At 43.2% G+C, this 14,446-nt stretch carries 19 protein-coding genes and 1 pseudogene; 18 read left to right on the plus strand and 2 right to left on the minus strand.

The window, feature by feature from the left end; genetic code table 11:
* Nucleotides 1-116 precede the first annotated feature (116 nt).
* From ACFVRY_RS02605 to ACFVRY_RS02635, 7 genes are all read left to right on the plus strand, one after another.
* Nucleotides 117-593: a hypothetical protein gene (locus tag ACFVRY_RS02605; protein ID WP_387496920.1), complete on the plus strand. Its 477-nt coding sequence runs from the start codon at nt 117-119 to the stop codon at nt 591-593.
* Nucleotides 594-656: 63 nt separating this feature from the next.
* Nucleotides 657-956 carry a hypothetical protein gene (locus ACFVRY_RS02610; RefSeq protein WP_387496922.1) on the plus strand — a complete coding sequence of 100 codons (300 nt, stop codon included), beginning with the start codon at nt 657-659 and terminating at the stop codon, nt 954-956.
* A complete protein-coding gene (locus ACFVRY_RS02615; RefSeq protein WP_387496925.1) occupies nt 953-1,243 on the plus strand; it encodes a hypothetical protein in 291 nt (96 codons plus the stop codon). The genes ACFVRY_RS02610 and ACFVRY_RS02615 overlap by 4 nt, the downstream gene beginning before the upstream one ends.
* 255 nt (nt 1,244-1,498) lie before the next feature.
* The gene (locus ACFVRY_RS02620) at nt 1,499-2,089 is read left to right on the plus strand and encodes a hypothetical protein (RefSeq protein WP_387496927.1); all 591 of its coding nucleotides are present in this window, start codon (nt 1,499-1,501) and stop codon (nt 2,087-2,089) included.
* A gap of 78 nt (nt 2,090-2,167) precedes the next feature.
* Nucleotides 2,168-2,314, plus strand: a complete 147-nt coding sequence (locus ACFVRY_RS02625) for a hypothetical protein (protein WP_387496930.1) — start codon at nt 2,168-2,170, stop codon at nt 2,312-2,314.
* 175 nt (nt 2,315-2,489) lie between these two features.
* The gene (locus ACFVRY_RS02630; RefSeq protein WP_387496933.1) at nt 2,490-5,789 is read left to right on the plus strand and encodes a phage tail tape measure protein; all 3,300 of its coding nucleotides are present in this window, start codon (nt 2,490-2,492) and stop codon (nt 5,787-5,789) included.
* A 39-nt stretch (nt 5,790-5,828) separates the two neighbouring features.
* Entirely contained in the window at nt 5,829-6,359 is a 531-nt protein-coding gene (locus ACFVRY_RS02635) for a hypothetical protein (RefSeq protein WP_387496935.1), read from the plus strand.
* A gap of 135 nt (nt 6,360-6,494) precedes the next feature.
* Here the strand turns inward: ACFVRY_RS02635 and ACFVRY_RS02640 are convergent.
* A pseudogene (locus ACFVRY_RS02640) lies at nt 6,495-6,697 on the minus strand (hypothetical protein).
* Nucleotides 6,698-6,742: 45 nt separating this feature from the next.
* On the opposite strand from ACFVRY_RS02640, the gene ACFVRY_RS02645 reads away from it, so the two are divergent.
* Complete coding sequence (locus ACFVRY_RS02645; RefSeq protein WP_387496938.1) at nt 6,743-6,949, plus strand: hypothetical protein; 207 nt, start codon at nt 6,743-6,745, stop codon at nt 6,947-6,949.
* A 21-nt stretch (nt 6,950-6,970) separates the two neighbouring features.
* Here the strand turns inward: ACFVRY_RS02645 and ACFVRY_RS02650 are convergent, their stop codons facing one another.
* Nucleotides 6,971-7,216, minus strand: a complete 246-nt coding sequence (locus tag ACFVRY_RS02650) for a hypothetical protein (RefSeq protein ID WP_387496941.1) — start codon at nt 7,214-7,216, stop codon at nt 6,971-6,973.
* Between the two features lie 270 nt (nt 7,217-7,486).
* Between ACFVRY_RS02650 and ACFVRY_RS02655 the strand changes: the two genes are divergently transcribed.
* The 10 genes from ACFVRY_RS02655 to ACFVRY_RS02700 all read left to right on the plus strand — a co-directional run bounded on the left by ACFVRY_RS02655 (nt 7,487) and on the right by ACFVRY_RS02700 (nt 14,234).
* Complete coding sequence (locus tag ACFVRY_RS02655; protein ID WP_387496944.1) at nt 7,487-7,945, plus strand: hypothetical protein; 459 nt, start codon at nt 7,487-7,489, stop codon at nt 7,943-7,945.
* 49 nt (nt 7,946-7,994) lie between these two features.
* Nucleotides 7,995-8,216, plus strand: coding sequence for a hypothetical protein (locus ACFVRY_RS02660; RefSeq protein WP_387496948.1), 222 nt, complete (start codon nt 7,995-7,997; stop codon nt 8,214-8,216).
* A gap of 90 nt (nt 8,217-8,306) precedes the next feature.
* Nucleotides 8,307-8,450, plus strand: coding sequence for a hypothetical protein (locus tag ACFVRY_RS02665; RefSeq protein ID WP_387496951.1), 144 nt, complete (start codon nt 8,307-8,309; stop codon nt 8,448-8,450).
* Nucleotides 8,451-8,716: 266 nt separating this feature from the next.
* Nucleotides 8,717-8,896, plus strand: a complete 180-nt coding sequence (locus tag ACFVRY_RS02670; RefSeq protein WP_387496953.1) for a hypothetical protein — start codon at nt 8,717-8,719, stop codon at nt 8,894-8,896.
* An 81-nt stretch (nt 8,897-8,977) separates the two neighbouring features.
* Nucleotides 8,978-9,220 (plus strand): hypothetical protein, encoded by a 243-nt coding sequence (locus tag ACFVRY_RS02675; RefSeq protein ID WP_387496956.1) that lies wholly within the window; start codon nt 8,978-8,980, stop codon nt 9,218-9,220.
* Nucleotides 9,221-10,151: 931 nt separating this feature from the next.
* Nucleotides 10,152-10,886, plus strand: coding sequence for a hypothetical protein (locus tag ACFVRY_RS02680; protein ID WP_387496959.1), 735 nt, complete (start codon nt 10,152-10,154; stop codon nt 10,884-10,886).
* A 356-nt stretch (nt 10,887-11,242) separates the two neighbouring features.
* Complete coding sequence (locus tag ACFVRY_RS02685; protein ID WP_387496962.1) at nt 11,243-11,803, plus strand: hypothetical protein; 561 nt, start codon at nt 11,243-11,245, stop codon at nt 11,801-11,803.
* A gap of 57 nt (nt 11,804-11,860) precedes the next feature.
* A complete protein-coding gene (locus tag ACFVRY_RS02690; RefSeq protein ID WP_387496965.1) occupies nt 11,861-12,214 on the plus strand; it encodes a hypothetical protein in 354 nt (117 codons plus the stop codon).
* A gap of 271 nt (nt 12,215-12,485) precedes the next feature.
* The gene (locus ACFVRY_RS02695) at nt 12,486-13,181 is read left to right on the plus strand and encodes a hypothetical protein (protein ID WP_387496967.1); all 696 of its coding nucleotides are present in this window, start codon (nt 12,486-12,488) and stop codon (nt 13,179-13,181) included.
* A 594-nt stretch (nt 13,182-13,775) separates the two neighbouring features.
* Nucleotides 13,776-14,234: a helix-turn-helix domain-containing protein gene (locus ACFVRY_RS02700; protein WP_387496970.1), complete on the plus strand. Its 459-nt coding sequence runs from the start codon at nt 13,776-13,778 to the stop codon at nt 14,232-14,234.
* Nucleotides 14,235-14,446: the final 212 nt, after the last annotated feature.

Here is a 14,446-nt window from a genome sequence, read left to right on the forward strand (position 1 = left end):
CATAATTCGCAATATCAAGCGTGAGAGTACCAAGAGGTAGCACTTTGGCTTACAGCTTTAATTTTGGCTGTTGGAACAGACAAAAACAAACTCAAAATCGAAGGAGATAGATAACGATGGAACAATGTAAAAGTATGCTGGGGACGCAATGGCAGATTACTGAAAAAGGAAAGCTAATTCAGTTTGCTGATTTTCTTAAAGAGAGTGTTCAGGAGGGGATCTCATCCCACTACCTTGCTGATGATATTGAGGCGACTTTGGACGCTGGTTCTGCTCCAGATGCACACTGGATGGACGTTGTGGATTACATTGGCCCGATTGCCGGATGGGTGCTCAGCGAGGCTATTGAAGTTGACCGGGAGTTGTACAACAAACTGGTTATTTCCTTGAAAGACGCTTATGTACAGTTGAGAGCTAGATCGCTTACCGAACAAAAGGCCGATAAGGTGTTTACACTGGATCGTGATAATGTCGATTTCCTTGATGATCTTGATAACCTTATTCAAATACTTGCTGAAGGCGAGGATGCAATTAAGAGTGTGGATAGATTGAGCAAGGGTCGGTACAACATTACTGTCGGAGTAACTGAATAGCGCAGCGCAAGGGGATTCCCTTGCGGAGCCCTTTCAAATACATCAAGAAAGAAGGATCGAACAATGGAAAATATGTCATGTGGAACAAATCAGAACGTTCCTGCTGCTGACCTTGAAAAGGCAGCAACATTACAGTATGTGATGGATCTAGCTGATGCCTTATGCGGGTACCGAGGACACACCTTGAAGGAAATGCTCTACATCTTTCATAAAGCAATCGTGGTTAAAAGTAATGGCGCTCGCTCACTTGAACTGGAAATCGTAGAGGTAGAGGCCGGGCTACCAAAAGGCTTCTTCAAAAAAGCGTTAGACTTGATTGATATCACTAATGAGTCGGCTGTTCAGGAAGGGGTTATTCTATGAGTCTTTCACTGTGGTATCAAGTCGCTGAAGTTAAAGCTCGTGTTCTAGATTTAACGAATGTTTTGATGAAAGAGTCTGAAGAGGTCTTCAATAGAGAGATGGCCATCCTTGATCTTATGGATATTGCAAAGGATATTTACAGTCTGGAGGAACATGCAATGAAGTTGTCCGAAGATATTGATCGCAAGCAGATCACCGAAATTGCTGATCAAAAGGACAGCTTACAGCAAACGAAAAACGCCCCTGGTGTTGCAGCACCAGAGACGTTCAGTAAACAAGTTATGTAATTGTTTCCCAATGAAGCGATTATACTGCATCTCACTTATAGGATGCAACTATTAATTTTCATTTATTCATTGTAAGGGGGAATAAGTGAGTGTGTAAGATTAGTCTGGTTGAGTTGGCGAGACCGCCCACGTCGATTCTGAGCTGTATTTCGTGTATATTACAGTGCGAATTACAGGCTCTAGTGACAATCGAGGGTAAATATAGCAACGTCGGATATGATCAGCTAACTATAAACAAATAGGGAGAGGTTTTGAATGTTAAAGAGTAAGAGTTGGAAAGAACTTATGCAGGAGTTTGTAGATAAAGTCAATAAGCGTGAAAATCTGATTCAAAGCAACATAGATGAGCTTCAAGAAAAAGCTCAGGTCATTCAGACCAAGATAAAGGAAAATTCTGATTTAATGATTGAAGCCGAAATGAACGAGGATACCAATGGAGTGGAGAAGTTCAAGAAAGAAAATCGTAAACTTCGACTCGATATTGAAGAGATCCAGGATTCAATTGCTGGATACGAAAATCAAGTAGGGACTTCTCGAAATTTCTTTTCTAAAGACTTGGATAAGGTTCGAGATGCTGCCATTAAAGCTGAGGAGGAACGTAAACGCTGGACTGAGGATACTGTTTCTAAACGGAAAGATTTAGAATCCCAAATTAAAGAACTCAAGAATCAGATCAGTGGAATAAACAATGAGCTTATTTTCAGTAGAAGTGTTACACAAGAATTGGAGTACTCCTCTTATCTTGGGTATATCGAGCCAAGGACTAAGTCGGTAAGACTTCACGAAACAAAGAGTCTTATAAATTCTTGGTTGTCGGGTTATAGTCTGGATGGATATTTCAAATAAGATGTATAACCTGATTTTTATTGAAGCGGTGTCTATAAATTGTTTCATATTTCTAGATTACGAAGGGAGGCAGTGCTAATGGCTGGTACGAAAGACCAAAAAGGGATGCAACGAGAGAGCTTCAAACAGTGGAGAGCAAAGAACCACATAAAGCAGGGCAAGTCGCATCCGTTCCGGGGAGCTGCGGTTATGACTCTCGGGAAGAAACGGACTAATAAGGGGTAGATTGAACAGAAATCGGATAAATCACGGCACCCGTCGAAGTATCCGGGTTCCTCCGGAGCTTTAGGATAAATGCGGGTGCGCGTGAGCCTGATTTCTGCTCGAGCTAGAATTACCTACGTTATTGGCCTTTCAGAGATTAATAAATGATTCTAATGAACAGGGGTGAGGGAAACAGATGGCAGGAATAAGTAGAGAGTATGAGGTCGCATTTAAACTGGGAGCGGAGTTAGAATCCTCTTTCATGAGGTCATTTAACAACGCCTCAACAGATTTTAAGAAGTTACAAAATCAAATTCAAGATATCACAAGTGGAAAAAACATGAACGGTTCCCGACTCGGAAACCTCCTCAATCCATTCCGCAATAACCTCAAACAGACTCGCCAGGACATGAAGACCACCGGTGATGCTGGAGAGCAGTTAATCAGTGGTCTTAAAAAAGTAGGTGGAGCTGTTGCCGGAGCCTTTGCGATACGAAAAATAGCCGGCATAGGCAAAGACCTCGTTAACACGTACGCTGATTTTGAGCAGGGGATGGCTAATGCCTATTCGGTTATGGCGCCAGAAGAGGTTTCAAAGTTTTCGAACGAACTCGAAAAGCTCGCTATCAAAATGGGGGCAGACACCAAGTACAACGCTGAAGAGGCTGCACGAGGCATTGAGGAGCTCATAAAGGCTGGGGTCGAGGTTAAGGATGTCTTAGACGGCGGCCTTCAAGGAGCGCTCTCCTTGGCGACTGCAGGGGAGTTAGAGCTTGCCGACGCTGCGGAGATTGCTTCTACTGCGCTTAACGCATTCCGGGATGACAACATATCCGTCCAGCGTGCAGCAGACTTGCTGGCAGGGGCCGCCAATGCATCTGCAACCAGTGTCAGCGAAATGAAGTTCGGCTTGTCTCAGGCGTCTGCTGTAGCAGCGTCTGTCGGGCTTAGCTTTGAAGACACGACTACTGCCCTTGCTGCATTTGCTCAAAGCGGACTCAAAGGATCGGATGCAGGAACATCTCTCAAAACCATGCTCATGCGTTTGCAGCCGAGTACAAATGAGGCATATGCCCAATTCAATGATTTAGGGTTGCTTACACTAGATACAGCAAAAGCAATGGATTACCTAAGCAAGCACGGTATTAAACCCGTCGACACGAGTGTCAATGGTGTAACAAGTGCGCTTGCTGGTTATTTCGCTAAGATGGATGGAGCCAAGAAGGTAACAGGCAAGTACTTCAAACAAGCAAAAAACATGGCCGATGCAAATGGGTGGATTTACTCATCATTTTACGATGCCTCTGGATCACTTAAAAACATGGACGAGATTGCCGGAATACTCAGAGACAGCATGTCAGATCTAAATGATATGCAGCGACAAGCGGCAATGAATAAAATGTTTGGCTCAGATGCGATAAGAGCGGGCAGTATCCTCTTTAAAGAGGGCGCTGAGGGCATCGATAAAATGAACGAAGCCATGAATAAGATCACTGCTACCGATGTCGCTGCAATGAAAATGGACACTCTAAAGGGGTCCATCGAAGAGATGAACGGAGCCATCGAAACTGCCAAAATCACTTTAGGCGGAAAACTCGCTCCTCAAGTACGGGCAGTCGTGGATTCCATCGCTAATCAGGTCCCTAAAGTGATGGAAAGGTTCGAACGTAATTACGATGCGATGACAAATAGCCCGATCTGGAATAACTCCGACTGGATTGGCAAAGTGCAGATTGCTTGGGACCGCATCGTATCAAAGCCCTTTGTGGAGTGGTGGACATCGAAAGGTAAGGCTCAGGTGTCATGGGTTGCCTCGGAGATAGGGAAAACCATTGGCAAAATCGTCAAAGGGCTGATGAAGGAATCCTTTAGTTTCAATGGTGCCTCTTCTTGGCTAGCAGCCGGTGCGCTTGCCATTCCTGGTGTCAAAGTCGGTAAGGGCGTTGCAGGGACTATAGGCACTCTTAAAAGTCTTGGGCGCGCTGGCACTACTGCTGCTGAGGGGGCTGAGACAGCGGCTAAATCGGCTGGTGTATTCAGGACGGCAATATCTCTGCTCTCTAATCCAGTTGGTGCGGCGATTGCTGGGGTTGGCTTATTGGCTGGCGGCTGGTATGTATATAAGCGTCGCCAAGAAGATGCTCGGCAGGCCCTAATACACATGGGTGATAAGCTTAAAGAATCAGGGCAGCGATTTGAAGAGGCGAAGAGCAAAGCGCAGATAACCAACGATCTTATATGGCAGTATAGGGATTTAAGCAGAAAAATTGCTGATGGCTCCAAAAGTTCAGGTGATTTGGCGGCCAACTCCGAAAAGCTAGCGGGACAACAGGAAAGGCAAAAGGAAGTAGTTGAAAAACTGCAAGCATTGTACCCTAACACACTCAGTAATTACGATGTGGAAAACGGGAAGATTCAAGAAAAGCTTGGACTGCTTCAACAGGAATCAAAAGCCGAGATGGACCTCGCGAAGCTAAGGCTTGAAAAAGACATTGCTGAAGGTAATCAAAAGTTACCAGACACTGTAGCAGAAATCCAAAGACTTCAAGAAAAAACAGATGCGGCTCTGGTGCGCAAAGATGATATCGATGTTGCCAAGGCTGCATTTAAAGAATATGCAGCTGAGTATGAACGGATTATGATGGCTCCAGGTGGAGAGGGACAGAAGAAAAAGCTTGAGGAATTAGCTCAAAAGGCTAATGAAGTGGGCAAAGCTGTAGGTCTTATCATCGATGAAGACAAGTTAGGATATCTGACTACATTAGTTGGAGAGTTGGGATCGGAACAAGCAGATTTGTTAGGCAACCTCGTTACCGATAGTGAAGATCTCCAAAAAGCGAAGGACAGTTACCAAGCACTGTATGATAAGCAAGTTGAACTTATAGAACTCAATCTGGGCGGAACATTGGAGGAATACGCTCAGAAATTCGGTAGTCTAGCAGATGAAGGGAAAGCAAAGTTCAATGAATCGATAACCGCAGCTAAGAATCTTGGTGACCAGATGAGTTTGATTCCTTCGGAGAAGAAAATAAACATCGAATTCTTATATTCGCAGTCTGGACAGTACATGCCCAAGGCTCCTAAGACTGTACAAGAAATTACTACTTCTTTGCTTCCAAAGCAATTCCAAGGCCCACAATACGCTGACGGCGATATCGTCAATAAGCCGCATGTGGGTATGTTCGGTGAGGCTGGCCCGGAGGCGTTTATTCCGATCAACAACAAGCCACGCTCTCACGCTATCTTGGATAGAGTCAATAAGATGATGGGCCGGGATACGCTATCTGCCGCATCGGCCTCCCTCAGACAGCAAGGACAGAGCGACAGTTCAGTAGTTATCAATAACAATCCGTCCTTAGTGATCCAGGGCAGCGCTGACGCCGATACTGTATCGAAGATCGAAGAAGCTCTGCGTAAAAATAACGCCAATTTGGGACGCATGATCGATGCTCATTTTAGAAATAAGGGGAGGCTGAGCATGGGTGGAACAGTATAGGACAACACGAATATCGGCATTAGAAAATAGGGAGGAAACATGAACAAAGAACAATATGAAAAGGAACAGGCTCAATTGATAAACTATTTGCAAAAGGTCCCCAAGTCGCTGATTCTGGATTTCATCATTCGGGACGCGTTAGCTTCTGGGCGTGGTCTCTCAGACATTTTCAATATTCGTTCCCATGTTCCAAATATCATGAATTTATCTGATCCTAAATCGACCAAAGGAGAAACAAGTATGAGAAAAAAATATACGGAAGAACAACGTATTAGGGATCTGGAGAGCATTCGGACACCTCGCAACAGCCATATCATTGATGCAGCAATTAAGAATGGGCAAGTTGCCGAGTATGCAGCGTTGGAAACAATCGAAGGGAATTATCATTTAACTCATGAAGAAGCTGCAGATATTGCTGTAGCTGAAATGATTGAAGAAGTCCATAGACTTACGGCTAAGCAGAAAGGTAAAACGCCTCAGGCTTGTGATAACGTTAATCAGAATCCGCCTCGTACAATGTCAAAACAAGAACGTATAGATGCAGTTATAGCTGCTGTAGATTGGAATTAAGACAGCGGAGGAGCCTTCGAATGTGAGGGCTCCTTTCTTATCTTCACATTAAGAATGTCCTAGTATCAATTCTGAGCTGATATTCCTGATGATACAGTCACAAATAACAAGTTAACGAATAAAAGAAGGGTTAACCTACCTGAACAGCTTCTTTATGAGTTTAAATACATCAAACGAGATCTTATTGTAAACCTTGTTATAGGCTGCTTTCTTGGGATTTCTGAGCCAGCCATAGCCCCGTGGCATCTTTATTCCAGCTCTATGAACGATCTGACGCTTGATACTGGTACGGGGGCTATTCGACGTTTGACACTAGGCTTGCGCATTCCAAACTTCATAGTTCATCTCTCCTATGTACTGAGGTTGATATGATCGTAAGGCCTATGGAAGAGATACGCAATAACATTTCTCTGACGGGGAAGAATAAACCGCGAGGAGATAACGAAGCTTCTGTGAATCTCTCGGAGTTGGCTGAAGCTGCTTATGATGTTCTGAAAGAAGAGGTATTACCGTCACCAAGTGACGGAAACGCAGCAATGGAAACCTTAAGTTCTCCTTCTCTTTCTCAGCCTCTTTGGGCGCCATCTTGACCTCTCGTAGCTCTTTGACAGTCATACCTCTACCTTCTTGGATTCGCCCGTAGAAGGGACGACATGCTCCTGTTCAACGAACTCTGAGCGGTCAACCGATTCGGGGAGCGAGAGCATTTCGAATATTTTGCTTGATGGTAGATGCGACGTCGCATCTCCAAATTGTTCGTAAGCTTGAATGAAGCGTGATGCTGTAGAAGAATCGAATTCACAATGTTCTGCTGCCCACTGCTTGAAATCACCCTCAGCAAGATCATTCTCTTTCACATGCTTCAGTCGCTCGTCAATCTCAAAGGTGCTTCCAAGTCAGCGAATGTTCCGACGTTTGAATATTCCGTGGTCGTGCCCTGATTTTAAAAAAAAGGCGTTTCCGGATTCTTCGAAAGGTGCGATGTCGCTTTCAGAGACGGAATATGTCGCTTACATCTTCACCAGTCCAGAAGGAGAGGTAATGACTTGTTACAGTGAAATGAATAGACTAAAGCTTATCGGGATGCTGGAGTTCTGAAAGCAACGATTGCTTGAGGATTCAGTGGAATGAATTACCAAGAGGTAAAGTCTTACTCTATGTCGAATGTCTTCCCAAACAACAACGGAGGATGGGCATCTATGAGAGCGGACCCGGCATTAAATCTGATAAATCGATGGCTTAAGAAACAGGAGCAGATATTAGCTGTGCCTGCTGCGGGAGATCAAATCGTAAGGATCAGCGGAAGGGATATTATCGGAGTGTCAAGGCGTAATGATGAGATGATCGTTGCAACTACTATTGAGGGAAGCTTTCACCTACTGAGCGAGGAACACGTATCTGCAATGGTGATGCCCCAAGAATTTGAACCGGCAGCCATGCAGCGCATATCCGATAAACTACATATCAACCTACGACGGGTGCAGGGTATTGATTATGAGGGCCGCATAGTTACGATTGAGGGCCGAGCGCACTGGGTTCAGGAGAAATACTGGGAAGAGTTCGTAAAGGCACACGAGAGTCAGTAGCAGGAATCTTCTTCCAAACGTCGAATTATGGCGGTGGGAGGTGATGAACATGTTGGAAACAGAAAATGTAAAAGAGGGAAAGATAAAAGGCGCTTATTATGCTGGTCATGTATTTCCTCTTGAGAACGGAGAATACGTTGCTTCAGTTGTAGCAGTAGAACCAGGGCTGGATGCTTTTGGCGCTCATCGTACCTGTACATGTCCGAACCGTGAAGCTGCAATTAAGGAAGTCTATACATTATGGAGTAATCTGGAGAAGGAACTGGATTGACTTGACTATTTTCAGAGTATATTAAAAGGTATCATCTGGCCATCCAAACTTGGGTGGTTTTTTCTATGCCTAAAAAGGAGTTTGCGACAAATGAAAATCCATAAAGACGGAACGATTGAAGGTACGCCAGAAGAAATAGCGGCTTACATGAGACTTCAGACAGAGCAGCAACCATTCAAGTATGTTGGTGTACCCCAGCCGAAAACAGCAGATCCGTATCCTGTTCCACCCTAATAATCGACACGACTGGCTTGGATGTAGGTAAATACTCTGGAAGCGACATAAAGCCGTACACGTTGGATGGGACCAAGCATCCCTATGACTGGAACAAATCTGTGTTTGCCTACAACGGAGATCCACGGACAGATTTTGCGAGTAGAGTTGCAGCGGAATTAAACAAGCGGCTCGGCGAAGCAAAGTGCGGGTACTGATTTAATCGGATTGAGTTTGCAGGATTTATCTTCCAAACGTCGAAGTGTGGTTATAAGGGGGTGGATATTTTGCTTCAAAAGTACTGGGAGAATTTCGTGGGGGTTAACAAGGGTGAAGTGGTAGAGCTTGAATCGGAGGGCGACACACCCATCTGCTGTAAGGAGCTGACCGAAAAAGTCGAGGACTTGGGTCATACAAGTCAATATTTCTGCAAATATTGCAGTAACTTCTACATGGGGCCATTATGAGTCGAACTAAAAATGAATCTGTGTTACTGAGTCGCCTTCCGGCGGCTTTTTTATATATGCTGATGAATAGGAGGGCACAATTTGGAACAACCACTACTGGAAAAGTACGAATGTCTGTTTGAAGAGTGCAAGGGTTCATTCTTGGTCAATAAGGATAGTTCACAACAGAAGGACTTAGTTTGCCCGTTCTGCACCGGCGTTGCTGAAGCGACTGTACATGAGAACGAAGATTCAGAAGAACGCGGACTGGTGTATGGCTGCTTGTTTCCTCATGGAATTGAAGGATTTATCTTCCAAACGTCGAAATATGGCGGTGGGAGGTGATAATCATGATCCGAAAATTCGTGAAAGATAAAATCGGTGCTAGTCCTGGGACAATCGTGTTCCTTGAATCCAATCACGAAGATAAGCCTATATGCTGTGGTGAAGTTACTGTAACGATAGTTGACCTTGTCGATTATCGATGCATAAAATGTAATAGTACTTATATGGGACCTATGCCGTAATCAATGCAAAATGAACGAGCCATCCATTAACCCGGGTGGCTTTTTCTATGCCACCCCATCTGAATATTAATGCATAATATACATACATCATGAATGCTTTTAGGGGCTATTTCTCCCCCGCTAGAGGGGGGGCTAATCCTCCTTCTCAACCAACAGAGCGACCAGTAGAACCCCTTGTCCCGCAAGGTTTTGAGGTGGATAGCAACCAACAGGATAATCAGCAGAAGGTATGAATGCGGTGTATATGCTCTATTACCCGTGAATAAGTAGAGCGAGAGAGTGCGAAAACAAGAGTATGCGCTCAAAATGGTGGGCAATAATGATGTTTTTTCTCGGAAAACAGCCGATTTTGGGATTAGGTCAATTTCTCAAACCTCAGTATAATGATCTTGTTCTTACACCTTAGTTACTAGGGAGCAAGATCTTAATACGGAGCGCAGCGTACGTATGTCTTTGACCCAAGATTCTAGGAAAGAGATCATTAAAAAATGACAACGTGCCGAAACATCTTTTCAGTTTCGGTACAAAGCGAAGGTGAATGGCGTAGCCAGAGGGGCGCGCTTAATGAGCCCCTTTTCTTTCTTTGGTCACGCTCTACAGTGACCAGGTTTTGAAATTAAACCCGTCGATGTAACTTTAGTGCTATAACAGAGTACGGGGGATCAGATTTGATACCCCAATTAAATAAACCGCCGAGGTCACTGCTATTACAGAGTGACCTTTTTCTGTTGTCGAGAAAGGAGAATAAAGTGGACAAGAAGGTGGCAAGGGACATTATCAGTAGTCTTATGGCGAGCAATGCTGTTGTGACTTGGAAAGCAGCACAACAACTCTTCGAGATAGGAGGTCACGTCCTTCCAGACATAGGAGGTCCATATGAAGAGAATTCGCCGATCCTTCTGAGATGGGATGGAGAGTTGATACGACCTGAATTAAGTCGGCTGGAAGACAGACCCGTTGTAAGTTTACTGAATAGTGAAGGGATGATGGATACAATGCAATTCGATAAAGTTGGGGCTCTTATGTTTTATGACAAGGACAACACATTGGTAGGATCAATAGGCATGGAGCCTGGAGAATACAAAGACGAAGAGGTCCGATCTATCGCAGATGGTGCACTGGTGAATGTCTTCTCTACAGAGGAGGCTGCACGCATTGCCTACTTCACAACAGGAGAGCATTACCTTGTTCACCATGAGGGGATTACCACAGAGCCTACAGCACAGCTAGGAAACACATTCGCATACGGGCTCGCTGAAACTGCGCCGTCTTCCTATACTCAAGCTCTCATGGAGCATGGACTGTTTGAGAAGGACTTCTACATTAAGCATAAGCTTGAACTGTTTCGTACCCTGCAAAGAGGAGACAGTCTTATCCAGCAGCATAGTGAGGAGCAGTCACTCATCGTGAGATCGCTGATGAAAGACCTGGGGATTGACGTCGAAGAAATCGAAGCAGCTGAGCGGAACCCGACTGAAATATAAAACGTGGGTCCTTCTACGTCCCGGGCGGGGTGAGGGTGCTGGCGACCCCGAAAACCGCGCAGATTTTATTTTTAATTTCCACTTTCCCTTTACATCTACCTGAGACCGAGCCACAGCCCCGCTGACGGCTCTTTTTGATGTGTTGGGAGAATAATCGCTTCTAATAATGTACTGCCTGAGACGGCCTTTAAATCGTCTCTATTAACGTGCTCTAAATCTAGCAGCAAAAGGAAAGTGAGGAGAGAACAAATGAGGAAAGGAGAAAATAAGCCTGAGGGCATAGTGGGCACAAGTGAATTGGCTGCTATCGTGGGGAAAATCAAAAGTTCTGAGCGCACCAGTTTCGTTTTCGGCGCATGACCATTTCACATATGAGGGGGGCTCAGGTTTGCAGGGGAAATAATATTGATGTCGAAATAACTAAGATTAGGAGGGATCTTTTGAATAATATACCAGTTCAATTAACTTCAGCGGCGGTTTCTGCGATTGTAGCTGTACTAACGTTTTTATTTCTTCACCTTGTTATCGAACCTTGGAAAGAGAAGAGGAGGCGTAGACTCGAAAAATTAACCCATTTATATGGTCCTTTATATGCTTTAATTGTGGCGAGAGGACACCTATCTAATGAGATGAGCTCTTCAATGAGACATAAGTTGAATCTTGGTAGTATTGTAGGACATCCGTTTTTAACAAAAGAGTATACTGACAAATTGATAATTGAACAGTCTGCTTATGCTAATACTGACTTAATTGATGCTTGGGGTAAATATGTTTCTTATGAAGGTTCGAAAGAGGGAGAAATTGTCGAAGAATTTATAAGGGCAGCTGTAAAAGGTTATAGTGCCTTGAAAAAGAGCTTAGGTATGGATTATGACAAAGAAGAATACAGAAGCGGATTACCTAAAATATTTAGATAACAATAAATTATCGCGTATTAATTGAGTGATCAATGAGAAATTCAGGAGGTATTTAGAATGAGAATATCAACTACATTAACTCAATTTATTCAGGAACTCTCAGTTATTATTGATAAGGGAGGGAGAAATTCATTTCAAGAGGTATACGCAGAAATTGCGAATAATACTTTAGTGGATTGGTTAGAGCAAACCTACCCAATTGAAACTTATGGTGCGGATTTCACTATGTTTAAAAAAAAGCACAGAGATTATCTAAATAATCACATGGCTAGCATAATGGGTGCGAGATCTGGTCAGGAGAGAAGGAAATGGGGCATAACTGAAAATGGGCTTTGTCTTTTAATAAGTTGGACTACTGAAGCAATAAGAGAAGAATTCAATAAAGATGATTTTATTCCTAAAACGGAATAAAACTGGGCTTAGGGTTCTCCTTGTTCTAAAAAAGAATTCTGGTGTGTGTTAGGCTGGTTTCTGTTCAGTTTTTATTTCGATAAATTCCTTTCGCTTTCCTTTCGGCTACGCTGAATGGAGGGCGTTTTTAATTTGGTCTTTATATTAAGCAGCAAGTTAGAGGCATAGTGCAGGAGCTATAAAGCGAAAGTGAGAAGATGAATTAGCGGAATCCAAGGTGAGCACACAATAGAGATTGAAACTATAAAGCGTTTATAAGGGAGTGGATGACGTGGAATATATATTTAGAGCGGATCTATTTGATGTTGAGTTTACTGAGAAAGTGCTTGAAGCGGCACTTCCATACCTTAACAAATTAGAGAAGGAGCACTGCTATAGGCTGGTTATTAGCTTCAATGTTGATTTACTCAATGACCCTCGTATGGATTTAGTTGATGTGCCATTAGAAAATTTCAGGCAGAATGAGTCCAGGAAGGATAAGATTTATAATTTATTGAGATTTCAGATAAATAGAATCGATGAGGCGTTTTCTGGAACTGGATTAGAATTAATTAATGCTTCTATACAAGGCGAGCAATTAAACGATTTGGATTCTATAAAACTTCAGTTGGAAAAGAAGGATAATACAACATTAAAATCAAAAAAGAAGAACATAAAGCCATTAAAAGTAACATTTATAGCACCTAATCTTCCTTATGTACAAGAGATAGCGTCAGACTTAGCCAATAAGTTATTGGCTAAAATTTATAATCACCTTATGGTAGGAATTCGTGATAAGAAAATAATGTCTGGAATTTTAGGGATTAAATCCACTGAGGATGATAATAAACTTTACAAAGCATTTGTTAAGCAGTATCAGGGTTTTTGGATGGCTACTGAGGATCAACACAAAGCGTTACTTAATAAACTGAGCAATAGAATTGAAATCGTACTTAATAAGTTGGAGAACGATACTCCCGAGGATTAAAAATCTTCTAATTCCCAAACGAAGTATTTCTCAAATTGATGCATCAGACACTTGATGGTAAATAACGTATTGTGAATTATGCAGGTAAAATTGGTTGGATGTTCCAGTTATGAAGTGTGAGATTGAAATCAGGGCTCGGCAATTACAATAAAGGAAATTTCTAAGCCATTAACAACAAAAAGATAGATGAATGGCACGAGAGCTAAATAATGCTACAGCAGTTATCAGCAATTTGATGGTTGGAGTGTACTAATCACCTCAGAAACGTGAGCGTTTTGTTATTCATACTGAAATTTAGGAGCTGGACGATAAAAATGTAATAGCCCCCTCCCTTTGAAGTCTGCGCGCTGCGGACGCGGGACCGCGCCCCCAGCTTTGTTTTCGACTCATGAGATTTCACATTTGAGGGGAGAAATACATGAACTTCATTTCTTGTCAAGGTTTTTTAGGAGGTCGTGAATTTCGCTGGCTTCTACCTATTGACGCATGATAAGCTATTGACAAGGTTGAAATTAGAAGTATGTACTTTAAGGCAAAGTCCGATCGCGACTGCTTTAACGTGCATACTTTTTTTCATATGAAGGGATGAAAGTGATGAAGAAGACACCAACAAAAAAAAGCTATTACGGAAAAAGTAGAATTGCTGACGATGGAATTGTGAGAGAGAGTGAACTGAGCGACACGATATTGACAGCACACATTGAGCAAGTAGAACAACGAATAACAAATCTGAAGCAATCAATGAATGCTGAATTAGATTCCTTATTGAGTGTGTTGCAGCATATGAAGGAGTTTGTGCATAACACAAAACTAGAACCGAGTAAAAGAAGTGGATCTTTAACGAAATATCAGTCTGAAGTACAGCCAGAGGCATGGGAACATATCCCCGATGTTATGCAGGTGAAGGATATACAATCTATTCTTGGCATTGGTACGAATCAAGCCTACAATCTGGTCAAGTCAGGTGTATTTCACCACATTCATATCGGTAACAGAATATTGATACCTAAACCGGGATTTATTGCCTGGCTAGAGGGGGAGAGCCAGCAGTGATCAGAGATTAATAATGATGAAATACCTTCGGAAATTCGGCACCCAATCGGCACCCAAATGATGTATTAAGCCAGAAAATCGGTGTGCTGAAAATGGAGGAATCCCTTGCTACGTAAGGGCTTATAAAAGAAAAATCGGGCACCCCTTACGGAGTGCCCTTTCATGGGAGAGGAGAAACCGGACGAAGAGCTTATGGGGAAACGTAAGCCTGC

This window comes from Paenibacillus sp. NPDC057934 (assembly GCF_042887565.1).
Classification (GTDB): domain Bacteria; phylum Bacillota; class Bacilli; order Paenibacillales; family Paenibacillaceae; genus Paenibacillus_AQ.